The 26166-nt window shown below is 68.1% G+C and carries 20 protein-coding genes and 1 pseudogene; 12 read left to right on the top strand and 9 right to left on the bottom strand.

The window, feature by feature from the left end; translation table 11 throughout:
* Window positions 1–20 precede the first annotated feature (20 nt).
* From AU188_RS19090 to phoU, 4 genes are all read left to right on the top strand, one after another.
* The gene (locus AU188_RS19090) at window positions 21–1148 is read left to right on the top strand and encodes a GuaB3 family IMP dehydrogenase-related protein (protein WP_172799549.1); all 1128 of its coding nucleotides are present in this window, start codon (window positions 21–23) and stop codon (window positions 1146–1148) included.
* Between the two features lie 21 nt (window positions 1149–1169).
* The gene (locus tag AU188_RS19085; protein WP_059165077.1) at window positions 1170–1376 is read left to right on the top strand and encodes a zinc-ribbon domain-containing protein; all 207 of its coding nucleotides are present in this window, start codon (window positions 1170–1172) and stop codon (window positions 1374–1376) included.
* A 42-nt stretch (window positions 1377–1418) separates the two neighbouring features.
* Window positions 1419–3155 (top strand): GMC family oxidoreductase, encoded by a 1737-nt coding sequence (locus AU188_RS19080; RefSeq protein WP_059165076.1) that lies wholly within the window; start codon window positions 1419–1421, stop codon window positions 3153–3155.
* A gap of 63 nt (window positions 3156–3218) precedes the next feature.
* Window positions 3219–3878: a phosphate signaling complex protein PhoU gene (phoU, locus tag AU188_RS19075; RefSeq protein WP_059165075.1), complete on the top strand. Its 660-nt coding sequence runs from the start codon at window positions 3219–3221 to the stop codon at window positions 3876–3878.
* Window positions 3879–3880: 2 nt separating this feature from the next.
* Here phoU and AU188_RS19070 read toward each other — a convergent pair whose 3' ends face one another.
* Window positions 3881–6238: a glycoside hydrolase family 65 protein gene (locus AU188_RS19070; protein WP_059165074.1), complete on the bottom strand. Its 2358-nt coding sequence runs from the start codon at window positions 6236–6238 to the stop codon at window positions 3881–3883.
* Window positions 6235–6981, bottom strand: coding sequence for a beta-phosphoglucomutase family hydrolase (locus AU188_RS19065; protein ID WP_286137582.1), 747 nt, complete (start codon window positions 6979–6981; stop codon window positions 6235–6237). The genes AU188_RS19070 and AU188_RS19065 overlap by 4 nt, the downstream gene beginning before the upstream one ends.
* Before the next feature lie 361 nt (window positions 6982–7342).
* On the opposite strand from AU188_RS19065, the gene AU188_RS19060 reads away from it, so the two are divergent.
* Both AU188_RS19060 and guaA read left to right on the top strand, forming a co-directional pair.
* Window positions 7343–7669, top strand: coding sequence for a CD225/dispanin family protein (locus tag AU188_RS19060; protein WP_082686698.1), 327 nt, complete (start codon window positions 7343–7345; stop codon window positions 7667–7669).
* 52 nt (window positions 7670–7721) lie between these two features.
* The gene (gene guaA, locus AU188_RS19055; protein WP_059165071.1) at window positions 7722–9281 is read left to right on the top strand and encodes a glutamine-hydrolyzing GMP synthase; all 1560 of its coding nucleotides are present in this window, start codon (window positions 7722–7724) and stop codon (window positions 9279–9281) included.
* 82 nt (window positions 9282–9363) lie between these two features.
* On the opposite strand, the gene AU188_RS19050 is transcribed toward guaA, so the two are convergent.
* The 4 genes from AU188_RS19050 to AU188_RS19035 are packed head-to-tail and all read right to left on the bottom strand — an operon-like array spanning window position 9364 to window position 13545.
* Window positions 9364–10293, bottom strand: a complete 930-nt coding sequence (locus tag AU188_RS19050) for a MerR family transcriptional regulator (protein ID WP_059165070.1) — start codon at window positions 10291–10293, stop codon at window positions 9364–9366.
* Window position 10294: 1 nt separating this feature from the next.
* Window positions 10295–11779 carry a flavin-containing monooxygenase gene (locus AU188_RS19045; protein ID WP_059165069.1) on the bottom strand — a complete coding sequence of 495 codons (1485 nt, stop codon included), beginning with the start codon at window positions 11777–11779 and terminating at the stop codon, window positions 10295–10297.
* A 1-nt stretch (window position 11780) separates the two neighbouring features.
* A complete protein-coding gene (locus AU188_RS19040) occupies window positions 11781–12713 on the bottom strand; it encodes a ferritin family protein (protein ID WP_059165068.1) in 933 nt (310 codons plus the stop codon).
* A 10-nt stretch (window positions 12714–12723) separates the two neighbouring features.
* Window positions 12724–13545 carry an SDR family NAD(P)-dependent oxidoreductase gene (locus AU188_RS19035; RefSeq protein WP_059165262.1) on the bottom strand — a complete coding sequence of 274 codons (822 nt, stop codon included), beginning with the start codon at window positions 13543–13545 and terminating at the stop codon, window positions 12724–12726.
* A gap of 301 nt (window positions 13546–13846) precedes the next feature.
* Between AU188_RS19035 and imuA' the strand changes: the two genes are divergently transcribed.
* The 3 genes from imuA' to AU188_RS19015 are packed head-to-tail and all read left to right on the top strand — an operon-like array spanning window position 13847 to window position 16383.
* The gene (imuA', locus tag AU188_RS19025) at window positions 13847–14530 is read left to right on the top strand and encodes a DnaE2-dependent mutagenesis accessory factor ImuA' (RefSeq protein ID WP_059165066.1); all 684 of its coding nucleotides are present in this window, start codon (window positions 13847–13849) and stop codon (window positions 14528–14530) included.
* 30 nt (window positions 14531–14560) lie between these two features.
* On the top strand, window positions 14561–16123 hold the full coding sequence (locus tag AU188_RS19020) for a DNA polymerase Y family protein (protein WP_059165261.1): 1563 nt from the start codon (window positions 14561–14563) through the stop codon (window positions 16121–16123).
* A gap of 29 nt (window positions 16124–16152) precedes the next feature.
* Window positions 16153–16383 carry a DUF6480 family protein gene (locus AU188_RS19015; protein ID WP_059165260.1) on the top strand — a complete coding sequence of 77 codons (231 nt, stop codon included), beginning with the start codon at window positions 16153–16155 and terminating at the stop codon, window positions 16381–16383.
* On the opposite strand, the gene AU188_RS19010 is transcribed toward AU188_RS19015, so the two are convergent.
* Both AU188_RS19010 and AU188_RS19005 read right to left on the bottom strand, forming a co-directional pair.
* Window positions 16380–17417 carry a nucleoside hydrolase gene (locus AU188_RS19010; protein WP_059165065.1) on the bottom strand — a complete coding sequence of 346 codons (1038 nt, stop codon included), beginning with the start codon at window positions 17415–17417 and terminating at the stop codon, window positions 16380–16382. The genes AU188_RS19015 and AU188_RS19010 overlap by 4 nt on opposite strands.
* Window positions 17418–17441: 24 nt before the next feature.
* Window positions 17442–19445: an SDR family oxidoreductase gene (locus tag AU188_RS19005; RefSeq protein ID WP_172799540.1), complete on the bottom strand. Its 2004-nt coding sequence runs from the start codon at window positions 19443–19445 to the stop codon at window positions 17442–17444.
* 67 nt (window positions 19446–19512) lie between these two features.
* On the opposite strand from AU188_RS19005, the gene AU188_RS19000 reads away from it, so the two are divergent.
* Both AU188_RS19000 and AU188_RS18995 read left to right on the top strand, forming a co-directional pair.
* On the top strand, window positions 19513–20382 hold the full coding sequence (locus AU188_RS19000; protein WP_059165063.1) for a MaoC family dehydratase: 870 nt from the start codon (window positions 19513–19515) through the stop codon (window positions 20380–20382).
* Between the two features lie 57 nt (window positions 20383–20439).
* Window positions 20440–21327, top strand: coding sequence for a universal stress protein (locus AU188_RS18995; protein ID WP_059165062.1), 888 nt, complete (start codon window positions 20440–20442; stop codon window positions 21325–21327).
* Between the two features lie 95 nt (window positions 21328–21422).
* On the opposite strand, the pseudogene AU188_RS18990 reads toward AU188_RS18995, so the two are convergent.
* Window positions 21423–22760: pseudogene (locus AU188_RS18990) on the bottom strand (erythromycin esterase family protein); the annotation flags it as partial.
* Between the two features lie 75 nt (window positions 22761–22835).
* Here AU188_RS18990 and AU188_RS18985 point away from each other — a divergent pair.
* A complete protein-coding gene (locus AU188_RS18985) occupies window positions 22836–26129 on the top strand; it encodes an error-prone DNA polymerase (protein WP_059165061.1) in 3294 nt (1097 codons plus the stop codon).
* Window positions 26130–26166 lie beyond the last annotated feature (37 nt).

Raw genomic sequence — 26166 nt, 5'->3', positions numbered from 1 at the left:
GATCCACCGCCATGCGAGACATGGTTGAGATCGGCATGGGCCGAACCGCCCGCCGCACTTACGAACTCGACGACATCAACATCGTTCCGTCGCGGCGCACGCGGTCGTCTCAGGACGTCTCGACCGGCTGGCAACTGGATGCCTACCGGTTCGAGATCCCGGTCGTCGCCCATCCCACCGATGCGCTGGTGTCGCCCGAGTTCGCCATCGAGATGGGCCGGCTCGGCGGCCTTGGTGTGCTCAACGGCGAGGGGCTCATCGGTCGGCACGCCGACGTGGAGGCCAAGATCGCCGAGGTCATCGAGGCAGCCGAGAAAGAGCCCGAACCGTCGGCGGCGATCCGTCTGCTACAGCAGTTGCACGCCGCACCGCTGGACCCGGACATGTTGGGAGCGGCGGTCGCGCGGATCCGCGAAGCCGGGGTGACGACGGCCGTGCGCGTCAGCCCGCAGAACGCGCGGGCGCTGACACCGGCGCTGCTCTCCGCCGGGATCGACCTTCTGGTCATTCAGGGCACGATCATCTCGGCCGAACGCGTGGCGTCCGACGGCGAACCGCTGAACCTCAAGACCTTCATCGCCGAACTCGACGTGCCGGTGGTCGCCGGCGGCGTGCTCGACCACCGCACCGCCCTGCACCTGATGCGCACCGGCGCGGCCGGCGTCATCGTCGGCTACGGCTCGACCAGCGGCGTGACGACCAGCGACGAAGTGCTGGGCATCAGCGTGCCGATGGCCACCGCGATCGCCGACGCGGCCGCAGCACGGCGCGAATACCTCGACGAGACCGGCGGGCGGTATGTGCACGTACTCGCCGACGGCGATATGCACACCTCCGGCGACCTGGCCAAGGCCATCGCGTGCGGCGCGGACGCGGTGGTGCTCGGCACGCCGCTGGCCAGCTCGGCCGAGGCGCTGGGCGACGGCTGGTTCTGGCCCGCCGCGGCCGCCCATCCGTCCCTGCCGCGAGGCGCGTTCCTGCAGGTCGCCGTCGGTGAACGGCCGTCGCTGGAGCAGGTTCTCACCGGCCCGTCCGACGACCCGTTCGGCTCGCTGAACCTCGTCGGTGGGCTGCGTCGCTCGATGGCCAAGGCGGGGTACTGCGACCTCAAGGAGTTCCAGAAAGTGGGCCTGACCGTCGGCAGCTGAGTCGCGCCTACGCTGAGCAGGGTGTTCTTCTTCCTCTTCGGTTACGGCACCAAGCAGCAACACCTCGGTGCGGGGGAGGTCAGGACGTGCCCGCGCTGCCACAACACCACGCAGTGGTCGCGGGTCCGCGAGTTCAAGCAGTTCACGTTGTTCTTCGTGCCGGTGGCGCGCTGGAACCGCAGGCAGTTCGAGGTCTGCGGCATCTGCGGCACCGCCGTCGGCATCTGACCTTGCTAGAGAGTTACCCCTCGGTAACGTCATACTGGACCGATGGAGCCTGACTACGACGTCCTGGTGATCGGTTCGGGGTTCGGCGGCAGCGTCACCGCGCTGCGGCTGACCGAGAAGGGATACCGCGTCGCCGTGCTGGAAGCCGGTCGGCGCTTCGCCGACGAGGATTTCGCCAAGACGTCGTGGAATCTGCGCAAGTTCCTGTGGGCGCCGCGGCTCGGCATGTACGGCATCCAGCGGATCCACCTGCTGCGCAACGTGATGATCCTGGCCGGCGCGGGCGTCGGCGGCGGGTCACTGAACTACGCCAACACCCTGTACGTGCCGCCGGACCCGTTCTTCAACGACCCGCAGTGGAAGGACATCACCGACTGGCGCGCCGAGTTGATGCCGCACTACGACCAGGCGCAGCGCATGCTCGGTGTCGTCACGAACCCGACGTTCACCGACGCCGACCGCGTCGTCAAGCAGGTCGCCGACGAGATGGGTGTGGGGGACACCTTCGTGCCGACGCCGGTGGGCGTCTTCTTCGGCCCCGACGGCACGAAGGCGCCCGGCGTGACGGTGCCCGATCCGTACTTCGGCGGTGCCGGGCCCGCGCGTACCGGCTGCATCGAAGTCGGCGAATGCATGACCGGGTGCCGCCACAACGCCAAGAACACCTTGGTCAAGAACTACTTGTATCTCGCCGAAAAGTCTGGGGCACAAGTCTTTCCGATGACGACGGTCACCGGCTTCGAGCAGCGTTCCGACGGGCTGTGGAACGTGCACACCGTCCGCACCGGCAGTTGGGTGCGCAGAAGGAAGCGGACGTTGACCGCGCAGCACGTGGTGCTCGCCGCGGGGACGTACAACACCCAGAAGCTGTTGTTCAAGATGCGCGACAAGGGCAAGCTGCCCAAGCTGTCGGACAAGTTGGGGGTCCTGACACGGACCAACTCCGAGTCGATTGTGGGAGCCGGACGCTTCGAGGTGACGCCCGATCTCGATCTCACCCACGGCGTCGCGATCACCTCCTCGATCCACCCCACCTCCGACACCCACATCGAACCGGTGCGCTACGGCAAGGGCTCGAATGCGATGGGACTGCTGCAGACCCTCATGACCGATGGGTCGGGCCCGGAAGGTACCGATGTACCGCGCTGGAAACAGTTCTTCCACAACGCCCGAACCAACCCCCGCGGAACGCTGCGCATGCTCAACGTCCGGCAGTGGAGTGAGCGGACGCTGATCGCCCTGGTGATGCAGCATCTCGACAACTCGATCACCACCTACACCAAACGGAACAGGTTCGGCGTCCGGCGGTACCTGAGCAAGCAGGGTCACGGTGCGCCCAATCCGACCTGGATCCCGGTCGGCAACCAGGTGACACGCCGGATCGCCGAGAAGATCGACGGCGTCGCGGGTGGCACCTGGGGCGAACTGTTCAACATCCCGCTCACTGCACACTTCCTCGGCGGTGCGGCGATCGGTGACGACCCACAGCACGGTGTCATCGACCCGTACCACCGGGTGTATGGCTATCCGACGTTGTCGGTGCACGACGGAGCGGCGATCTCCGCGAATCTCGGTGTCAATCCGTCACTTTCGATCACCGCACAAGCCGAACGCGCGACGTCGCTGTGGCCCAACAAGGGGCAGCAGGACCTTCGGCCGGAGCAGGGCCGACCGTACCGCCGGTTGGCGCCCGTGCCGCCGGAACACCCGGCGGTGCCCGCCGAGGCGCCGGCGGCGTTGCGGCGGTTGCCGATCGAGCCGGTCACCTCGGCTGGTTGAAAACCCGGCGATAGGGGTACCTGACATCGTCTGAGGGGCGTCTCGCGAGGGAGGAGGGTCGCGATGCGGACCGCGTATCACGAGCAGTTGGCCGGGCTGTGCGGCCAGCTCGGGCAGATGTGCGGGCTGGCGGTCAGCGCGATGGAACGCGCAACCCAGGCCCTGCTCGAGGCCGATCTGCCGCTGGCCGAGCAGGTCATCGCCGACCACGAGCACATCGTCGCGCTGAATCGGCGGACGGAGGAAGCCGCGCTGCGGATCCTCGCACTGCAGCAGCCCGTCGCCAGCGAGCTGCGCACGGTGGTCGGCTCCATTCACATCGCTGCCGACATCGACCGGATGGGCGCGTTGGCCGTTCACGTCGCCGGGATCTCCCGCTTGCGGCATCCGGACTGCGCGTTGCCGGCCGACGTGCGCACCAGCTTCGCCGAGATGGGGGCCCGGGCGGTCGAACTCGCGAAGTCGGCACAGGAGGTACTGCTGTCGCGCGATCCCGAGAAGGCGGCGCGGCTGCGTGACGAGGACGACGCCGTCGACGCCGAGCACCGGCACCTGTTCACGCTGCTGATGGACCACAAGTGGCAGGACGGGGTCTGTTCCGCCGTCGACGTCGCGTTGCTCGGCCGCTACTACGAACGCTTCGCCGACCACGCCGTCGAGATCGGCAGGCGCGTGGTGTTCGAGGCGACCGGCGGTCTGCCGGTGCACAAGCAGATGGCGTAGCGCTAGACCCGCCGTCGGCGCAGTGGCTCCCGCCCCGGCGGCTGCTGTGGCGTCGGCAGCAACGGCTCGCACCGGTGGACCGGCACCGTGCTGGGCGCTCGGGAGTCCAGCTCCAGCTCCTCGCCGCCGTGGCGGATCCACAGCGAGGCGTCCGGGCCGTCACGAAGCGTGTAGGTGACGTCGTCGTGGTTCACGTCGACGGTGAGCCGGAAGTTCCTCCACCGCAATCGGAATCGCAGACACGAGATCCCGTCGGGCAGCCGCGGGTCCAGCGAAAGCACCCCTTCGTCGTCACGCAACCCGCCGAAACCCGCCACCAGAGCGGTCCACGCCCCGGCGAGCGAGGCCATGTGCAGACCGTCGCGGGTGTTGCGATGCAGATCCCGCAGGTCGATCATCGCGGCTTCGTAGGTGTAGTCGTGCGCGAGTTCGAGATGACCGACGTCGGCGCACATCACCGCCTGTGTACAGGCCGACAGGGACGAATCCCTGGTCGTGCGTCGTTCGTAGTAGTCGACGTTGCGGGCCTTCTGTTCGGCGGTGAACGCGTGGCCCTGCCAGTGCATCGCCAGTACCAGGTCGGCCTGCTTGAGCACTTGAGCCGGATAGAGCCGGACATACGGCTCGTTCATCAGCAGCGGGTAGATCGTGTTGCTCGTGAAGTCCCACTCCCGCAGCGTGGTGAAACCCGCGCACTGGGGATGCACACCCAATTCCTCGTCGAACGGAATGTGCGCGGAATCGGCGGCGTGGCGCCACGCGGCCATCTCCTGAGTGGAGACGCCTGCGGCGTGGGCCGCATCCACGTTGCGCGCGCAGGCGTCGGCGGCTGCCCGGAGGTTGGCCGCCGCCATCAAGTTCGTGAACACGTTGTCGCGCACCACTGCTGTGTACTCGTCGGGGCCGGTCACGCCGTCGACATGCCAGACCCCGTGTCGGTCGTGATGCCCGAGCGACTGCCACAGCCGGGCGGTCTCGATGAGCACGCTGAGCCCGCATTCCGCTTCCAGCGAATGGTCGCCGGTCACGATGCGGTACCGCTCGAACGCCATCGCGATGTCGGCGTTGACGTGAAAGCCCGCGGTGCCCGCCGGCCAGTACGCCGAGCACTCCTCGCCGCGGATCGTGCGCCACGGGTATGCGGCACCTTCGAGATCGAGTTGAGCCGCCCGTTTCTGGGCGAGAGGCAGGATCGATGCGCGCCAGCGCAGCGCGTCGGCCGCCGCCGTCGGATGGGTGTAGGTCAGCACCGGAAGGACGTAACCCTCGGTGTCCCAGAAGGCGTGGCCGTCGTAACCCGTTCCGGTCAGCCCTTTGCCGGGGATCGCGCGGCGCTCGGCGCGCGCGCTGGCCTGCAACACGTGGAAGAGCCCGAAGCGCACCGCCTGCTGGCAGTCGGGGTCGCCCTCCACCTCGACGTCGGCGCCGTCCCAGAAGTCGTCGAGATATGCCCGCTGCGCATCGAGCAGGCCCTGCCAGCCGGTGTACCGGGCGCTGCTCAGCGCGGCGGCAGCCTGGTCCCGCAGGGCCGGCCGCGACCGCAGGCTGGACCACCCGTAAGCGAGGTACTTGACGATGCGCAGCTGCTGGCCGGGCCGCAACCCGCAGATCACCGTGGTGTTGGCCCAATCCAGGCCCGCGCCGGTGTCGACCTCGAAGCGGCCCGGCACCTCGATGTCGTGGTCCATCGCCGCGGCCATCATCAGCTTGCTGCCCCGGGTGCGGTGCAGCAGGATCGCGCCGCGGTCGGAGTGTTCGTGCTGCACCGGGTCCAACGGCTTCTCGAGCACGGCCGACACCCGCGGGTCCTTCGACGACGGGGGCAACTCCTCGTTGGCGACGAGTTCGGATTGCAAAGTCACCCGCGCGAACTCGTCGACGGCCTCGACGACGTACTCGATTGCGGCGACGCTGCGCTGAGTGAGCGAAACAACCCGCGTGGAAACGACTTTGACCTTCTTGCCTGCCGGTGATTCCCAGAGCGCGGTACGCGTCAGGGTGCCTGCCCGCAGATCGAGTACACGTTCGTGCTGGTGTAAAGCGCCGTAGCGCACGTCGAACGGTTCGTCGTCGACCAGCAGTCGCACCAGCTTGCCGTTGGTGACGTTGACGACGGTCTGCCCGTCCTCGGGATAGCCGAAACCGGCCTCGGCGTACGGCAGGGGACGGCATTCGTAGAAGGAGTTCAGGTACGTGCCCGGAAGGGCGTGCGGTTCTCCTTCGTCGAGATTTCCGCGCAACCCGATGTGACCGTTCGACAGCGCGAACAGCGACTCCGACTGCGCGAGCATGCCGAGGTCGAGCGACGTCTCCCGGACCTGCCACGGCTCGACGGGGAAGATGTCGTCATTGAACGTCATGTGAGCAGCTCCGCCAGGTCGGACACCACGACGTCGGCCCCGTTGCGTCGCAACGCTTCTGCTTGCCCCACCCGGTCGACGCCGACCACCAGACCGAAGTGTCCGGCCCGTCCTGCCGCGACGCCGGACAGCGCGTCTTCGAACACCGCGCCGTGTTCGGGTTCGACGCCGAGAAGTTCCGCGGCCCGCAGGAACGAATCGGGTGCGGGCTTTCCGGCGATGTTCTCCTCCCGCAGCACGACACCGTCCACCCGGTGTCGCACGTATTGCGCCAGCCCCGTCAATTCGAGTACCTCGCGTGTGTTGGCGCTCGAGGAGACCACCGCGATCCCCAGTCCGGCGTTCGCGGCGGCCTCCAGATAACGGCGCGATCCCTCGAACACCTCGACACCGTCGGTCTGCAGGACGCGCTGGAACATCTCGTTCTTCCTGTTGCCCAGCCCGGACACGGTTTCGCGCTCGGTCGCGTCGTCCGGGCCACCGTCGGGCAACTCGATGCCCCGGCTCAGTAGGAATGACCGCACGCCGTCCTCCCGCTTCTTGCCGTCGACGTAGCTCAGGTAGTCGGTGTGCACGTCGAACGGTGTGAACAACTCGCCGGTGCGCTCAGCCCGCCGTCGAAGGAAGTCGTCGAACATCGCCTTCCACGCCTTTTTGTGGACGCTCGCGGTGTCCGTGAGCACGCCGTCGAGGTCGAACAGCACCGCGCGGATCCCGGCGGGCAGACCTAGTTTTTCCGTCAGCTCTTCGGTTCCAGGCACCATTAACCCATTCCCGTTATCGCGTGCGGGCATGCTTGCGCATCGAGGAACTTACTGCAGCGAAGGCGCGCAGGGGTGCCGATCACGCGGTCGAGCGTGCGATGTGGGCGCCGACGACGCGGGCGCGAGGCGAATCACCGGGACGTGACTCGATGTCCGGCATCGTTAGATGTCTGGCGCGCATATCGTTTCGGCTGCGGAGGCGAAGTGACGGTGGCGACAAGCGTTCGACGGCGCGGTTACGGCGTTGAACTGAAATTGACGCACACAGCAAACCGGTGCCTTATATTGAGCGGGCTTGCCGGTTCCCACCCGCAGGCGCTACTCGAGAAAAGGGACACCGATGACTTATCCGCCGCAGTCTCCGCCCCCGCCCCCGCCTCCGCAGGGGTACGGCCCGCCGCCCGGCGGTGTTCCCGCGCAGCAGCCCGACAGCAACCTCGTGTGGGGAATCCTCGTCACGGTGTTGTGCTGCTTGCCGTTTGGCATCGTGTCGATCGTGTACGCCAGCAAGGTGTCCGGGTTGTGGGCGCAGGGGCAGTACGCGCAGGCGCAGAAGGCGTCGGACGACGCGAAGAAGTGGGCGATATGGGGTGCGATCGCCGGCGTGATCGTCATCGTCATCTACGGGATCATCGCCGTTGCGGGCGGTATGTCGTACGACATGTGACGCGCACCGCGCTGGGGCGTCTGGCCTCGACGCCGCCAACTAGACTGGCCCGGTGACATCAGGATCTCCCCGACCCGTACTGGTTGTCGATTTCGGAGCGCAGTACGCGCAGTTGATCGCTCGCCGGGTCCGCGAGGCGCGGGTGTATTCCGAGGTGATCCCGCACACCGCCAGCGTCGAGGAGATCAAGGCCCGTGACCCTCAGGCCATCGTGCTCTCCGGCGGGCCGGCCAGTGTCTACGAGGACGGCGCCCCGCGGCTGAACCCGGAGCTGTTCGACTTGGACGTACCGGTGTTCGGCATCTGCTACGGCTTTCAGGCGATGGCACAGGTGCTCGGTGGAACCGTCGCTCGCACCGGGACGCGCGAGTACGGCCGCACCGAGTTGAAAGTCACTGGCGGAGAACTGCATTCGGATCTGCCGGCGACGCAGCCGGTATGGATGAGCCATGGCGACGCGGTCACCGAGGCTCCCGCGGGCTTCGAGGTGGTGGCCGCCAGCACCGGTGCGCCGGTCGCGGCGTTCGAGAATCGGGGTCGGCGACTGGCCGGTGTGCAGTACCACCCCGAGGTGATGCACACGCCGCACGGTCAGCAGGTGTTGAGTCGCTTCCTGCACGAGTTCGCCGGGATCGACTCGACCTGGACGCCGGCCAACATCGCCGAGGCGCTCGTCGAGCAGGTGCGCGAGGAGATCGGCGACGGACGGGCCATCTGCGGGCTGTCCGGCGGGGTGGACTCCGCGGTGGCCGCCGCGCTCGTGCAACGGGCCATCGGCGACCGGTTGACGTGCGTGTTCGTCGACCACGGCCTGCTGCGGGCGGGGGAGCGCGCGCAGGTGCAGCGTGACTTCGTTGCCGCCACCCACGCCAACCTGGTCACCGTCGACGTCGCCGACCGGTTTCTCGAGGCGCTGACGGGGGTGACCAACCCGGAAGGCAAACGCAAGGTCATCGGCAGGGAGTTCATCCGGGCGTTCGAAGGGGCGGTGCGCGGCCTCGTCAGCGACGACGGCGCCGATATCGAGTACCTGGTGCAGGGCACGCTGTATCCCGACGTGGTGGAGTCCGGCGGAGGTTCGGGCACCGCGAACATCAAGAGCCACCACAACGTCGGGGGCCTGCCCGACGACCTGAAGTTCACCTTGGTCGAGCCGCTGCGGTTGCTGTTCAAGGACGAGGTGCGGGCGGTCGGCCGTGAGCTGGGTCTGCCCGAGGAAATCGTTGCGCGCCAACCGTTTCCGGGCCCCGGCTTGGGTATCCGGATTGTCGGCGAAGTCACCGCGTCGCGGCTGGAGACGCTGCGTCGCGCCGATGCGATCGCCCGCGAGGAACTGACCGCGGCCGGGCTCGACAACCAGATCTGGCAGTGCCCCGTCGTGCTGCTGGCCGACATCCGGTCGGTGGGCGTGCAGGGCGACGGCCGGACGTACGGGCATCCGATCGTGCTGCGTCCGGTGTCCAGCGAGGACGCCATGACCGCCGACTGGACTCGGGTGCCTTACGAAGTGCTCGAACGCATCTCGACCCGCATCACCAACGAGGTGGCGGAGGTCAACCGGGTGGTGCTGGACGTGACGAGCAAACCGCCCGGCACCATCGAGTGGGAGTGATCTTCCCTCCTTTGGCGAGCTGGGCCCACACCGCAGGTAGCGGAACGGGAAGTGCCCCATTTTCGCTGGTTTTCGGGGCAGTTCACGTCTGCTCGCCCTTGATTTCCTCGCCCTTGCCTCCGGCGTCCTTCTCGATGACGTCGCCGAGGATCTCACCGACCAGCGACTCGATCGTCGACTCGATCGAGAACGCCAAGGTCGCCGACACCGCCGACACCGCCTGGGTGCGGAACCGCACGAGCATGGTGATCAGTTCGGCGATCTCGGTGTCCGGCGGTAGCGCGGCGCCCGGGTTGATGCGGTGCAGCACCTCCTCGATGCCCGCCTGCACCAGGATGCCGCTGATCTGGTCGATCAGCGGGGCGATCCGCTCGTGCAGGTCGATCAGCTTGTCGGTGCCGACGCCGTACTGGCGGATGTCGTTGAACGCCTCGATGAGCTTGGGCCGGACGATGACGGCCTCCCCGTCCTCCAGCTTGATCACGCCGAGCCCGACCATCCGGTCGAAACCAGGGTCGTCGTCGACCAGCCGCCTGGCGTCGGCGACGCTCATCCGCTCGGGCTTCTCCGTCGCCCAGCTGCCCGCGATCGCCGACTCCAGCCCGAGGATCTCGCCGACGCCCTTGCCCTGCTCCCACGCCGACAACATCTCGCGCACGTGCGAGATGTTGTAGCCGCGGTCCAGCAGCGACGTGATCAGCCGCAACCGGGTCAGATGGGTGTCGTTGAACAGTGCGATCCGGCCCACCCGCAGCGGCGGGTGCAGCAGACCACGATCGCGGTACACCCGGATGTTGCGGGTGGTGGTGCCGGCCAACCGAGCGAGTTCCTCGATGCGGTACTCGCCGGACGCCTCGACACCGTGGGGTTGCACGGCGGCGTCGAACAGCTGCGAGACCGCCGTCGCGACCACATCGCGTGAACTGCGGCGCACCCGTTTGTCCGCTCGCCGAAGCCCGTTGAGGATCGCCGAGATCGGTCCCGCCGGCGGTCGCGGCTGCCGTCCTGTCACGTCAGGCCGGTGTCGTGACCGCGTAGGCGTCGCGCGCTACCGCGACGTAGTCGTCCAGCCGGAAGTCCCGCATCTGTCGAAGATACTGGGTGGCGAAGCCCGGGTACATCGACGCGTTGAAGCCGTCGGCGGTCAGGTACCAACTGCGGCAACCCGACATCCAGGTGGTCTTGGTCAGCCGCTTCTGGATCTGCTCGTTGTAGCGCCGCTGGACGTCCTCGCGCACATCGAGATAACGAAGGTGTTCGCGAAGGATGGTGGTGATCGCCCGAACGGTGTAGTCGAGTTGGCCTTCGACGTAGACCAGAAGCGAGTTGTGGCCCGGGCCGGAGTTCGGACCCGTCATGAAGAACAGGTTGGGATAGCCGTGGGCGTTGACGCTCTTGTAGGCCTGTGCACCGCCGGCCCAGTCCTCGCTTAGGTTGCGGCCACCGATGCCGGTCACCGGAAACGGCGGTCCGGTCAGATGAACGTCGTAACCGGTGGCGAAAACCACACAGTCCAAGTGGTGTTCGACGCCGTCGCTGGTGCGGATGCCGGCCGGGCTCATGGTCGCGATCGGCCAGTCGATGAGCTTGCAATTGTCCCGTTGCAGCGCCGGATAGTAGTCACTGGACACCAACATCCGCTTGCAGCCCGGGGTGAAGTCGGGTGTGAGCTGGCGGCGCAGCCACGGATCCTTGACCTGTAACCGCAAGTGCGCCTTGCCCAGCCGGGCGACCAGCCCAGTGAGCGGGGTGTCCCACACCAGCGCGGTCGCGGTGAGCTCGTGACCCCAGAACAACGCCTGCCGCGCGATCTCCTGCGCCGCAGGCACTTTCGCGAACAGGGTCTGCGCGGCAGCCGGCGTGGCGATGTCCAGCCGGGGCAGCACCCAGCCCGGCGTGCGCTGGAAGACCTTGACGAAGTCGGCCCGCTTCACCAGTTCGGGCACAATCTGCACCGCGCTGGCGCCCGTGCCGACGACGGCCACCCGCTTGCCGGTGAAGTCGTAGTCGTGATCCCATCGTGCGCTGTGGATCTTATGGCCCCGGTAGGTTTCGAGGCCGCGGATGTCGGGCCACTTGTGGTCCGGCAGCGGCCCGGATGCCATGACGACGGTGCGCGCCCGAAAGCGTTTACGTCCCTTGGCTTTCACCGTCCACACGCCGTCGGTCTCGTCGAAGTGCAGGGCGTTCACCTCGACCCCGAACCTGATGCGGTGGCGAAGGCCGAAATCGTCGACCATGTCCTCGATGTGCGCGCGGATCTCCTCGCCCGGCGAATAAGACCGCGACCAGTTCGGATTCCTGACGAACGAGAATGAGTACAGCAGCGATGGAATGTCGCATGCCGCACCGGGATAAGTGTTGTCGCGCCAGGTGCCGCCGACCTGGTCACCGCGTTCGAGTATGACGAAGTCCTCCACCCCCGCCTCGGAGAGCTTGATCGCCGCGCCGATTCCGGTGAACCCGGCACCGACGATCAGCGTGTCGTGGATCTCCATGTCAGGCCGCCGGCTCGTGGGTGACCTCTTTGACCCAGCTGGGCACCGACGGCAGCAATGGCCTCGGATACCGGTCGGACAGCCACACCATGGAGTTGGCAAGGAAGTGGTAGGGGTGGCGCGGGTTGGTGACAACGCCGGCGTAGCGCCGCAGGAAGCGGTATGTCGGCACCCGGCTGGTGTACTCGCCGCGATCGCCTAGTTCCTTGAACCGCTTCACCGCCCGGTACAGCCGCTCCGGCTCCATGCCCATGGCGACGATCTCGTTGCGGATCCTGTTTATCAACGGTGCACCCATGACCGCACCGATGATCAGCCCCGGAGTGGCGTTGTGGCCGACGAAGTCAATCAGCAACCGCCGGATCCTGGCATGGCCGATCATGTCGAGCACCTCGAAATCGACTACCAGATGCCGGGATTCGTCGTTGTTGATCTTTTCGAACACCCGATGGCACACGGGGTCGTGCACCTCGTCGAGCAGAAACTTCAGCAGCGCGCCGTCGAGGGCGACTTCGAGCATCGGAATGACGGTGCCGAGCAGCGACAGCGGCATGTCGTCCGCCCAGCGGTCCAGCCAGTCGATGGCCAGCCGGATGTTGACGTTGGGTTCGGGGACCTCACCGTCTTCGAGCATGCCCCACCGCTTCATCAGCGCCAGTTCGGCGTTGGCGTGCCGTTGCTCCTCGGCATGGAAGTAGCGGTAGATCTCCGCGATCGTCGGCGTCGGCGCCTTCTTGGCCAGCGCCGCGAACCCGCGTGCCCCGATGTTCTCGATCCAGCACAGGTCGGCCATGAAGGCCTTCAACTTCGGGCGCTGCTCGTCGGTGATCAACTCGGCGCCCGGGGCGTCCCAGTCGATGTCGGCCAACGCCCACTGCCGGTCTTTGATCTTGGCCAGCATCGCGTCCATGTCGATCTTGGTCTTGGGGGTCATCGGGAACCTCCTAGGTGGTGACGCGGTTGGTGAGACCGACGGCGCGGGTGTACGCCGTCGGCGTGAATCTCTTGATGCCCCAGCCGATTCGGGCGTCGGGTTGCGGCATGCAGTACAGGCCGCCGCGGTCGAGGGTGTCCAAGCAGACGCGCGCCACCCGGGCCGGCGAGAAGCCGGTCCAGCGCATCAGCCGGTCGGCCAACTGGGTGGACCTGGCCGAGATACGGCCGGACTGGACGATGTTGGTCTTGACGAAAGTCGGGCACAGCGCCGTGACGTGCACGCCGGTGCCACTCAGTTCTGCGGCCAGGGTCTCCGACAACGACAGCACCCCCGCTTTGCTGACGTTGTAGGCGGCCATCCCCGGGGCCGCGCCGAACGCGGCGGCCGAGGCGACGTTGATGATGCCGCCGTAACCAGCGTCGCGCAGGATCGGTGCGAACACGTGGCAGCCGTGGATCGGACCCCACAGGTTGATGTCGAGCACCCAGCGCCAGTCGTCGAGGCTCACCTGGCCGATCGGTAGCCCGCCGGCGCCGACGCCGGCGTTGTTGATCACCACGGTGGGCGAACCGTCGAACCAGGATTGCGCCTCGTCGGCCAGCGCGGTGACATCGTCGATGCGGGTGACGTCGCAACGCATCGATATCGCCTGCCCGCCATCGGCTTTGATCGCGTCTGCCGTTGTGCGGGCGGCGTTTTCGTTGATATCGCTGCACACCACCCGGCCGCCGCGGTTGGCGAGTTCGATGGCGAAGGCGGCGCCGATGCCGCTGCCGGCGCCGGTGATGACAGCCGCGGCGTCGCGACTTCGCTTGCGTCCGAAGATCATCGCGTCACCCACGCAAGCACCGGCGCATCGTTGAGCACCATTGAAGTACACCACCGATTGGTGACATTTGTCAATGTCATCAATTGTCGATGGCGGCGAGGGCGCGGGCGGGCCCCGGCCTCTTCGGTGAGCGGTCGCAAAACGCCGGCTTTCGGCGCAGTTTCGGGGCAGTTTGCGTCTGCTGCCGGAAGAAGTCGCCGGAAGATGTCCGCTTGACGCTTGTCGGTGGGGAGGTGTTTACTCGGCGTATCGAACATACATTCGAAAATCGTGTGAGTCAGACGATGCAGGAGGTGCTGATGTGACAGCTGTCGTCAGCCTGGATCAGCGCCAGCTTACCCGTGCTGAACAGGTAGAACACCTGCGTCGCAAGATAGCGGCGGTCTCCAGCAAGGTCGGTGCCGGCCGACGCGGCGCGGCGCCCTCGGTCGATCGGCTTCCAACCTCGGAAACTTTGCTGCCGATGCCCGAAACCCTCGCCGAACTGTCCTCCGCGCCGTTGCCGCGCGGCACCGTGGCAGTGGTGACCGGGGCCCGGTCGCTACTGCTGAGCATGGTGGCGGCGGTGACGGCGGACGGCGGGCATGCCGCGATCGTCGGCCAACCCGACGCCGGTCTGCTGGCGGCCGTGGAGATGGGTGCCGACCTGAGCAGGATCGCGGTCGTCCCCGAACCCGGGGCCGATCCGGTCGAGGTCGCCGCGGTGCTGATGGACGGTATGGACCTGGTTGTGCTCGGCCTGCGCGGGCGATCCGTGCCGGCAAGCCGTGCGCGGGCGGTGGTGGCCCGGGCACGGCAGAGGGGATGCACCCTGCTGGTCACCGGCGGTGACTGGCAGGGGGCGTCGGCCCGGCTGGAGGCCAGGGTGTGCGGTTACGAGATCGCGGGTCAAGGGCGCCCGGGGTTCGGCCGCATCAGCCGGGTGCGACTGGCCATGCGGGCCGGGGGACGGGCTTTCGGTTCCGGGCGTGCAGTGGGCGGATGAGTGTCCCCGCGCGTTCTCGCCATCTGGTGCATGGACTGGCCGGCCGTCGCCGCGGCGGCCGCGGCGGACCTGCCGTCGACCGCACCGATCGCGGTGACGCTGGCCAACCGGGTCATCGCCTGTTCGGCGTCGGCCCGATCGGTAGGTGTGCGGCGGGGGCTGCGCCGCCGGGAAGCGCAGGCGCGGTGCCCGGAACTGCACGTGGCCACCGCCGACCCGGCGCGCGATGCCCGCCATTTCGAAGGCGTGACGCTCGCGGTGGACGACCTGGTGCCGCGGGCCGAGGTGTTGCGGCCGGGTCTGCTGGTCCTGCCGGTCCGGGGGGCGGCCCGCTACTTCGGGTCCGAACAAGCCGCCGCTGAGCGGTTGGTCGACGCAGTGGCCGCTGCGGGTGCCGAATGCCAGGTTGGTGTCGCCGACCAGTTGCCCACCGCTGTGTTCGCCGCGCGGGCGGGGCGGATCGTCGAGCCCGGGCAGGATGCGTCGTTCCTGTCGGCGCTGTCGATCCGTCAACTGGCCACCGAGCCCAGCCTGGCCGCGCCGGGACGGGAAGACCTGGCAGACCTGCTGTGGCGCATGGGGATCCGCAACATCGGACAGTTCGCCGCACTGGCCCGCAGCGATGTCGCTTCACGGTTCGGTGCCGACGCGGTCGCTGCGCATCAGTTCGCCCGCGGCGAGCCCTCCCGCGGGCCGTCGGGACGTGAACCCGAACCGGAACTCGACGCCGTCATGGACTGTGACCCGCCCATCGACCGGGTGGACGCCGCGGCCTTCGCCGGGCGCTCGCTGGCCTCTGAGCTGCACCGTGGCTTGGCGGCGTCCGGGGTGGGCTGCACCCGCCTGGCCATCCATGCCATCACGGCCAACGGCGAAGAGCTGGAACGGGTTTGGCGTTGCGCCGAACCACTGACCGAGGACGCCACCGCCGACCGGGTGCGCTGGCAACTCGACGGCTGGCTGAACAGGCGCAACCCCAATGACCGGCCCACGGCGCCGATCACGGTGATCCGGCTGCGTCCGGTGGAGGTGGTGTCGGCCGAAGCGCTGCAGCTGCCGCTGTGGGGTGGCGTCGGTGAAGAGGATCGGCTGCGTGCCCGTCGCGCGCTGGTGCGCGTGCAGGGTCTGCTCGGACCGGAGGCGGTGCAGGTGCCGGTGCTCAGCGGTGGGCGAGGTCCCGCCGAACGCATCACGCTGACCCCGCTGGGGGATGAGCCCGTACCGCGGGCCGACCCTCGTCAGCCGTGGCCGGGCCGACTGCCCGAACCGTCGCCGACCGTGTTGCTCGACGATCCGGTCGAGTTGTTCGACGTCGAGGGCCGTCCGGTGCGGGTGACCGCCCGCGGCCTGTTCTCCACCGATCCGGCACGGCTGGCCGCGCCCGGGAAGGTGGTCAAGGCCGGCAGGTTGGCCTGGTGGGCCGGGCCGTGGCCGGTCGACGAGCGGTGGTGGGATCCCGAACAAGATCGGGCCGGCCGCACTGCACGGGCGCAGGTCCTGCTCGACGCGTCCGCCCGCGACGCCCAGCCGGGGCAGGCTCTGCTGCTGTGTTACCGGCAGCGACGGTGGTACGTCGAAGGGATTTATGAGTGACACCGGCGCGACCGGGTACCCGCACATCGATGACCGCCATACCGCCAGACCCCGACCCGGCCGACACGCCGGACCTCGAACCCGGTGGTGGAGTGCCGCCCGGGTCGACGCCGCCCGACTCCGACCAGACCTCCGGCGTGGGCGCGGTGAAATCGCGGCCCCGGCATCGGTGGACGCCGACGGCCGTCGCAAGCGTCATCGCGGTCGCGCTCTTCGTGCTGTTGTTCCTGGCCGCCGCGGTGTGGCTGATCGTCGGTTAAGCCAGCCGCCGCGCAAACGCGCCGACGCGCGCGATGAACCGGTCGAAGAATGCGCCCGGGTCGACGCCAACGCCGATGAGCGCGTTCGGTTTCCGGCCCCACCGGTTACTCCAGTCAGCGATGGTCATGCCGCGGGTCAACGTGCCCGTCAACTCGACGTCGACGGTGGTCGCCCGGCACGTGACCAGGTCGGGGTCAAGCGCCACCGCCGCGGCCAACGGGTCGTGCAGATGCGCCAGATAGCCCTCGCCCTGGTCGACATGAAACTCGAAGTAGAACCGCATCGCGTCCTCGAGCACCGCGATCAGCGGGTTGGCCGTCGCCGACCGGGCGCCGCGGTCATCGGACACGCTCATCGCCACCGACGTCGCGCCGGCCTCCGTCGCCAACCGGTTCAGCAGGGCGGGTGTCATCGCGATGTGCTCGGTCAGGTTCAGCCCCAACACAATCGGCAGATGCGTGGGCTGTCCGCCGTCCCACGCCGCATTCCATCCGGTGAACACCTCGGCCGCGGCTTCCGGGTCCACGCTGATGTTCCACTCCGCCACCGGAGTGGTGTTACCCCGATAGTCGAACGCGCCACCCATGATCACCAACCGGCGCAGCAACGTCGGTAGCGCGGGGTCCATCCGCAGCGCCAGCGCCAGGTTGGTGAGCGGGCCGACGGCGATCGCGGCCAGTTCACCGGGATACGCTCGCGCCGCGCGCACCCATGCCTCGGCGGCGTCGTATTGCGTGAGTTGCCGCGCGGTCGCAGGCAACCGGGCATAACCCAAGCCCTCGGGGCCGTGCGTGTCCTCGGCGGTGCGCAGCAGCGAGCCGATGGGCTGTTCGGATCCCTGCGAGACCGGGATGGGCGGCATCCGGCACAACTCCAGCAGGCCCAGATTGTTGCTGCAGACCTGTTGTACCCCAACGTTTCCCGCTGTGCTCGCGATCCCCACGAGCTCGGCGTCGGCGCTGGCGAACAGGTACGCCAACGCCATCGCATCGTCGACGCCGGTGTCGACATCGGCGAACACGGGCTGCGTCACGCCGCCAACGATAGGAAACCTCGGTTACCAGTGCACGCCCGGGACCAACCGCGCCGCGGTCTTGACCGGCCGCGGCACTCGCAAGGGGGGCACCGCCCGCGTCGGCCGCCTGGGACGACGGGTGCCGCTGGGCCTGGTCTGCTGGGACGTCTCGCCACGGGCCGCTGCGGAATCCGGGAAACCGAGATACAGCTGGTGCAGCACGCGCCGCGACAGTCGCGGTGTGAAGTAGTTGCCGAAATCGGCGAGGGTGCCCAACGGCGTGTCGATCCGGGCGGGTTTGTCGATCAGGCCGCGCACCACCATGGCCGCGGCATGCTCGGCGCTGATCGCCGGGACCGGGTTGAGCCGCCGCGACGGGGCGATCATCGGGGTGCGCACCAGGGGCATGTGGATGTTGGTGAACGTGATGTGGTCCGACAGTGTCTCGCTCGCGACCACGTCGGCGAACGCGTCCAGCGCCGCCTTCGTCGGCAGGTACGAGCTGTACTTGGGGTTGCGGGCCTGCACCCCCGCGCTCGACACGTTGACCACATGACCGAATCGCCGTTCGCGCCAATGCGGCAACAGCGCGAGCACCATCCGCACCGCTCCGAAATAGTTGACAGCCATCACCCGTTCGTAGTCGTGCAGCCGGTCCGTGGATGCGACCACCGACCGACGGATGGAACGTCCCGCGTTGTTCACCAGGTAGTCGACGTGGTCGAACCGGCCCAGAATGTCCTTCACGGTGCTCTCGACCGACGCCGAATCGGTGACATCGCAGGTGAACGCGTGCGCTCGGCCACCGGCGGCGCGGATCTCTGCGACCAGTTCGTCAAGCGCATCGGCGTTGCGCGCCAACGCGAACACCGTCGCCCCGCGTTCGGCGACCGCGATCGCCGACGCCCGACCGATCCCGCTCGAGGCCCCGGTGATGATCACGTGCCTGCCGACCAGCGGTCCCGCCGGATCGTCGCGACGGGCCCGGTCCGGGTCGAGATGCGCGGCCCAGTACCGCCAGAGCGCCGGTGCGTAATCGGCGAACTCGGGCACCGCAATACCGGTGTCGCGCAACGCCTCCGCGGTGCGCTCGGCGGTGAATGTCGGCATCAGGTCGACCACGTCGAGGATCTCGGCGGGCACGCCGAGTTGGGTGGCCGCCATGTTGCGCACCACCTTGGCGCGACCGCCGACTTTGAGAAACGGTGTCGCGGCCGAGCGCGGCAGCGAGGCGCGCAGCGGAGGCAGTCCGGCCGCCTTGCCGACGCCGCGGTAAATGCCGCGCAGGCCAATGGTTTTCGGTGCGGTGAGATGGAACGTCTGGCCGTCGCGATCCGGCAGGTGCATGAGCGCGACCAGCGCGTCGACCACGTAGTCGACCGGCACCAGGTTCGTGCGGCCGGTGTCGGGCAACGCCATCGGGGTGATCGACGGCAGCTTGGCCAGCTTCGCCAGCACTGGGAAGAAGTAGTACGGCCCGTCGACCTTGTCCATTTCGCCGGTACGCGAATCGCCGACGACGACCGCGGGCCGGTACACCCGGTAGCGCAGGTCGGTGGCGGTGCGTACGAGCAACTCGGCCTCGAACTTGGTCTGGTGATACGGCGTCGGCAGTTCCTGGCCGACATCGAAGTCGTCCTCGGTGAACTCGCCGCGGAAGGTGCCCGCGACCGCGATCGACGACACGTGGTGCAGCGTCGCGTCGAGTTGTTTCGCCACCTCGATCACCGCGCGGGTGCCCTCCACGTTGGCCGCGCGCTGGTCGGCGTCCGATGCGGTGATGTCGTAGATCGCACCGCAGTGCACGACGTGGTCGACAGCGCCGGCGTCAGCGAGCGCCTCGGGCGTCAGCCCCAGGTTCTCTGCGGTGAGGTCACCGACCAGCGGTTTCGCGCGCTCACCCCACGTCGCGGCCAACCTCTCGAACCGGGACAGCGACTCCCGGCGGACCAGCACCAGCACTTCGGCGTCCCAGTCGCGGGCCAGCAACTGGGACACCACTCGCCGTCCGATAAACCCGGTACCGCCGGTAACGACATAGCGCATGCGAGTCATCGTGGCCCTCGGCGGGTGAAACGTCAATGCCGTGTGACCGAGTGGCTATCGTCCGTGTATGCCACTCGACCCCAACGCCATCGGCGCCAAGACCGAACCGCAACTGTTCGAATGGACCGACCGCGACACCCTGCTCTACGCGCTGGGTGTCGGGGCGGGCACCGACGATCTCGCGTTCACCACCGAAAACAGCCACGGAATCGAACAGCAGGTGTTGCCCACCTACGCGGTGATCGCGTGTCTGCCGTTCGCGGCGGCGGCGATGATCGGCTCGTTCAACTTCGCGATGCTGCTGCACGGCTCGCAGGGGATCCGGTTGTACGAACCGCTCAAGCCGGCGGGCAAGCTCAGCGTGGTCGCCGAGGTCGCCGACATCCAGGACAAGGGTGAGGGCAAGAACGCGATCGTCATGCTCAAGGCGACGGGTACCGATCCGGACACGTCGAACGTCGTCGCGGAGACCTTCACGACCGCGGTGATCCGTGGCGAGGGCGGCTTCGGCGGGCAACCGGGGCAGCGGCCCGTCGCGCCGGAGATTCCCGACCGGGAACCGGATGCGCGAATTGCGCTGCCCACGCGCGAAGACCAGGCGTTGATCTACCGACTGTCGGGGGACCGCAATCCGCTGCACAGCGACCCGTGGTTCGCCCGCGAGTTGGCCGGCTTCCCGAAGCCGATCCTGCACGGGCTGTGCAGCTACGGCGTCGCCGGCCGCGCGCTGGTCGCCGAACTCGGCGGCGGTGACGCGACGAAAGTCAGCGCGATCGACGCCAGGTTCACCTCGCCGGTGTTTCCGGGCGAGACGCTCACGACGTCGATCTGGCGGACCGAGGCCGGCCGCGCGGTGTTCCGCACGGAGGCCGCCGATCCCGACGGTTCGAACGCCCGCCTCGTCCTCGAGGACGGCGCCGCGGAATACCGGGACTGACCGGCATTTGGTCGATCCGCCGGCATCGGTTGCCCTGGATTGACAGGATGGTCGACCATGAGGCTCGTCGTTGGTTATCTGGCCACTTCAGGCGGTGCCGATGCGGTGGCGCTCGGGGTGCGGCTCGCCCGCACGCTCGGCGCCGAGCTCGACCTGTGCATCGTGCTGCCGCCGGACCGGGTGGCCCCGTCGATCAAACCGATCGGCGATTTCGAGGAGCACCTCACCGCGCAGGCCCGGGAGTGGCTGGCCGCAGCCAGTGCCACGGTGCCCGACGACATCGTCGTGCGCAGCCACGTCCGGTTCGACGACTCGTCGGCCGACGGGCTCATCCAGGAGGCGGCGCGCGTCGAGGCCGACATGATCGTCGTCGGCGCAGCGGGCGGCGGCCTGGCGGGTGGCTTCTCACTGGGGTCGGTGGTCAACGAGTTGTTGCACTCGGCTCCGGTGCCGGTCGCGGTGGCGCCTCGGAGAACGCGCGACTCGGGTATCGACCGCGTGCGGGAAGTGACGTGCGCGATCGGTGAGCGGGCAGGCGCAGACATCCTGCTGGACACCGCAGTTCGGTTCAGTCGGGCGGCAGGCACGCCGCTGCGGTTGGTGTCGCTGGTGGCCCTGGACCCGACGTTCGGGGCGTTGCGCGGAGACGGCGACGCGGCGCAGGAGCGGGCGCTGGCGCATGCGCGTCACGTTCACGAGTCGGCGAAAGCCGAGCTCCCGCAAGGGTTCCCCGTGGCGTCGACGATCGTCGATGGCGCGACGGTCGAAGAGGCGGTCAGCAAACTGGACTGGCAGGACGGGGATTTGATGATGGTCGGGTCGAGTCGACTCAGCGCGCCTCGGCGGCTTTTCCTCGGGTCGACGGCGGCCAAGATGCTGCGCGTCCTCGACGTCCCGATGGTGGTCGTGCCGCGCGAACAACTCGGCCCAGAAGACCTGCCGTAACCGTCCGACGACGCTAGGGCCGAGATTGCACACAGGGTTGCTGCGGCGAAAGAATCACAGCCCTCTATGCAATATGGAGCGTAGGACTCCGCGCGCTACAGCCCAGACGGATACGTCTCGGGCACTTCGCCTTCGATCCACTCACTGGTGCGCTCGAGCGGCTCGAGTGCACGAGTGCGATCGATGTGGATCAGCGCGTCGAACTGATCGGCGGGGCACGCATGGAAGTAATGGCTCTGGCGTTCGGTCTGCGGTCGGTAGATGACGCCGATGGCGCGGGCCAATCGCGTCTGCTCGAGTGGCTCGGCTGCGACGCGGCCGTCCGCACGCATGGCCACATAGAAGGACCGTGCACCCACCTCTGACAGCAGGCCTTCGACGCTGTCCGGCAGGGCGGGCCGGACCATCTTGCGCTCGGCGGCGCCACCCCACCGGCTGGCCGCGGTCACCGTGCCGGTGAAGGTGGAGAACCCGATCAGCCGGGTGTGTTCGCCGTACCGCTCGCGGGCCAGGGCGCCCAGCGTGGTCTGCCCGTCGGCGGACATCTCGGTGGCTCGGGCGTCGCCGACGTGAGAATTGTGTGCCCACACCACAATTCGGGCTCGACCGGATCCGCGGTGATCGAGGTGTTGCAGCAACGCGTCGAGCGTGTCGGCCATGTGTGTGTCGCGTAGGTTCCAAGTGTTGACGCGGCCGGCGAACATGCCGCGGTAGTACGCCTCGCCGTTGCGCACCACGTGCGCATTGCGTTCGGCATAGAAGGCCTCGTCTTCGGCGAGCAGGCCGTCGCGGCGGGCGTACTCGACGGCATGGCGCTGGACGTCGAGCAGTTCGTCGATGGCCGCCTGCTCGCAGTCCCGACCCGCGCCGAACGCGGCGGCGTGACCGTAGGCCTGGCCGTCTTCGTCGGATGAGGCGTGGTCGAAGCACGAATAACGTTCACGCGCGCGCGCCGCCGCGGCCGCGTCGACTTTGTCGAGGTACCCGATCACCTCCTCCATCGACCGGTGCAGGCTGTACATGTCGAGGCCGTAGAAGCCCGCCTGCTGTTCGTAGGCCCTGTTCCGGTTGTGGGCACGCAACCACTCGGCGAAGTCGCGGACCACGGTGTTGCGCCACATCCAGGTGGGGAAGCGGCGGAAACCGCGCAGGGCCTGCTCGGCGTCGGCGTCGCCTCCGATGCCGCGGACATATCGGTTCACCCGGTAGGCGTCGGGCCAGTCGGCCTCGGCGGCGACGGCGAGGAAGCCCTTCTCCTCGATCAGCCACTTCGTCATCTCGGCCCGGGCTCGATAGAACTCGTGGGTGCCGTGTGAGCTCTCGCCGATCAGCACCACACGTGCGTCCCCTATGAGCGCGTCCAGTACATCGGGTGGTGGCACGCCGTCGGGTGCGTCGACAATGATTTCTCGCACCTGATCGGCGGCCGTCGCAACTCGGACCATGGTCTTTCGCATACCCGAAACACCGCGCTTCATGACCGAACACATGTTCGATACACTGCTAGGATGGGCTGGCATACCGGGCCGCCGAGCTGGACGGAAATGGAGCGGGTGCTCAACGGCAAACCGCGCCGTGCCGGCTGGCCCATAGACGAGCAGATCGGCGACGGTGGCGACAGCCCGGCCTGGTCTCGCAAGCGGGGTCAGTACCAGCCGCTCGATCTGGAGCGGTCGGGCTCGGCCGTTCCGTACGCCGAACTGCACGCGCACTCGGCGTACAGCTTCCTCGACGGCGCCAGCACACCGGAGGAACTCGTCGAGGAAGCGGTCCGACTCGATCTGCGGGCGATCGCGCTGACCGATCACGACGGCCTCTACGGGGTGGTGCGCTTCGCCGAAGCCGCCAAGGAACTGGAAATGTCGACGGTGTTCGGCGCCGAACTGTCGCTCGGCGGGGGTAACCGCACCGAAGATCCCGATCCGCCCGGGCCGCATCTGCTGGTGCTGGCGCGTGGCCCTGAAGGCTACCGGCGGCTGTCGCGCGAACTCGCCAGGGCGCATCTGGCCGGTGGCGCGAAGGGAGTCCTGCGCTATGACTACGACGCGTTGACCGAGGCTGCGGGCGGGCACTGGCATATCCTCACCGGCTGCCGCAAAGGCCATGTCCGTCAAGCGCTTTGCGCCGGTGGTCCCGACGCGGCCGCCGACGCGCTGGCCGACCTGGTCGACCGGTTCGGCCGGGACCGGGTCAGCATCGAACTCACCCACCACGGGCATCCGTGTGACGACGAACGCAATGCCGCTCTGGCCGGACTCGCGCCGCGCTTCGGCCTGAACGTCGTCGCGACCACCGCCGCACACTTCGCCGAGCCGTCGCGGGGCCGGCTGGCCATGGCGATGGGGGCGATCCGCGCCAGGCACTCGATGGACGAGGCGGCCGGTTACCTTGCCCCGCTCGGCGGTTCGCACCTGCGGTCGGGCGCGGAGATGGCGCGACTGTTCGCCGACCGTCCCGAGGTGGTGCTCGCCGCGGCCGACCTCGGCGAGCAGTGCGCGTTCGGGCTCTCGTTGATCGCGCCCCAGTTGCCGCCGTTCGACGTCCCCGACGGGCACACCGAGGACAGTTGGCTGCGGCATCTGGTGATGGAGGGTGCACGCCGACGGTACGGGCCCCCGGAGCGGGCGCCGCGGGCGTACGCGCAGATCGAGCACGAGCTGAAAGTCATCGAGCAACTGACCTTCCCGGGTTATTTCCTGGTGGTTCACGACATCACCCGGTTCTGCAAGGAGAACGGCATCCTGGCCCAGGGCAGGGGATCGGCGGCCAACTCCGCGGTCTGCTACGCGCTCGGCGTCACCAACGTGGACCCGGTGGCCAACGAGTTGTTGTTCGAGCGGTTCCTGTCCCCGGCGCGCGACGGTCCCCCGGACATCGACATCGACATCGAATCGGACTTGCGGGAGAAGGCGATTCAATACGTCTACGACCGATACGGCCGCGACTATGCCGCCCAGGTGGCCAACGTGATCACTTACCGGGGCCGCAGCGCGGTGCGCGACATGGCTCGCGCCCTGGGTTTCTCGCAGGGCCAGCAGGACGCCTGGAGCAAGCAGCTCGGGCAGTGGGGCAACCTCACCGAGGCGCCGCATGTCGAAGACATCCCCGAGCCGGTGATCGAGCTGGCCAAGGAGATCTCCAACTTGCCGCGGCACATGGGCATTCACTCCGGCGGCATGGTGATCTGCGACCGGCCCATCGCCGACGTGTGCCCGGTGGAATGGGCGCGGATGGAGAACCGCAGCGTGCTGCAGTGGGACAAAGACGACTGTGCGGCAATCGGTTTGGTGAAGTTCGACATGCTCGGTCTGGGCATGCTCTCGGCGCTGCACTACTGCATCGACCTGGTGCGCGAGCACAAGGGTATCGACGTCGACCTGGCCCAGCTGGACCTGTCCGAGCCCGCCGTGTACGAGATGCTGCAAAAAGCCGACTCCGTCGGGGTGTTCCAGGTGGAGTCGCGCGCACAGATGGCCACCCTGCCGCGGCTCAAACCCCGCGTGTTCTACGACCTGGTCGTCGAGGTGGCGCTGATCCGGCCCGGCCCGATTCAGGGCGGATCGGTGCATCCGTACATCAAGCGGCGCAACGGGGAAGAGCCCGTCACCTATGAACATCCGTCGATGGCGCCGGCGTTGCACAAGACCTTGGGGGTACCGCTGTTCCAGGAGCAGCTCATGCAGCTCGCGGTGGACTGCGCGGGTTTCTCCGCCGCCGAGGCCGACCAACTGCGCCGGGCGATGGGGTCCAAACGGTCGACCGAGCGGATGCGCCGGCTTCGCGGCAGGTTCTATGACGGTATGCGTCAGCGGCACGGCATCACCGGCGAGGTGGCCGACCGAATCTACGAGAAGCTGGAAGCGTTCGCGAACTTCGGCTTCCCGGAAAGTCATTCGCTGAGTTTCGCGTCGCTGGTGTTCTACTCGTCGTGGTTCAAGCTGCACCATCCCGCCGCATTCTGCGCCGCGCTGCTGCGTGCGCAACCGATGGGCTTCTATTCCCCGCAGTCGCTGGTGGCCGACGCTCGCAGACACGGCGTCGTCGTCCGAGGCCCGGACGTCAACGCCAGCCTGGCGCACGCCACCCTCGAAGACGCAGGGAACGCCGTCCGATTGGGTCTGGGCAATGTCCGCCACATCGGTGACGAGCTGGCCGAGCGCATGGTCGACGAACGAAAAGCCAACGGCCCGTTCGCCTCCCTGTTGGACCTGACCCGCCGGGTGCAACTGTCGGTGCCGCAGACCGAGGCGTTGGCCACCGCGGGAGCGCTGGGTTGCTTCGACATCACCAGGCGCGAAGGACTGTGGGCGGCGGGGGCCGCCGCCACCCAGCGGCCCGACCGGCTGCCCGGGGTGGGCGCGTCGTCACACATTCCCGCACTGCCGGGTATGACCGACCTCGAGTTGGCCGCCGCGGACGTCTGGGCGACCGGTGTCTCTTCCGACAGCTATCCCACGCAGTTCCTACGCGAGGACCTCGACACCATGGGGGTGATACCGGCGGGCAAGCTGCTCGACGTGCCCGACGGCTCCCGGGTGCTGGTGGCCGGGGCCGTCACGCACCGCCAGCGGCCCGCGACCGCCCAGGGCGTCACGTTCCTCAACCTCGAGGACGAAACCGGGATGGTCAACATCATCTGCTCGCGCGGCGTGTGGGCGCGGCACCGCAAGTTGGCGCAGACGGCCGCGGCATTGTTGATTCGCGGTCAGGTGCAGAACGCGACCGGCGCGGTCACCGTCGTCGCCGAGCGGATGGGCAAGCTCACCTTGGCCATCGGCTCGAAGTCCCGCGACTTCCGCTAACTCCCGACGCGCCAGGCCGCCCCGCCGTCTCGCAGGC

The sequence above is a fragment of the Mycobacterium sp. IS-3022 genome, from assembly GCF_001500065.1.
Lineage (GTDB): Bacteria > Actinomycetota > Actinomycetes > Mycobacteriales > Mycobacteriaceae > Mycobacterium.
The sequence above is the reverse complement of the archived record's forward strand: the minus strand, read 5'-3'. Positions and strand labels throughout refer to the sequence as shown.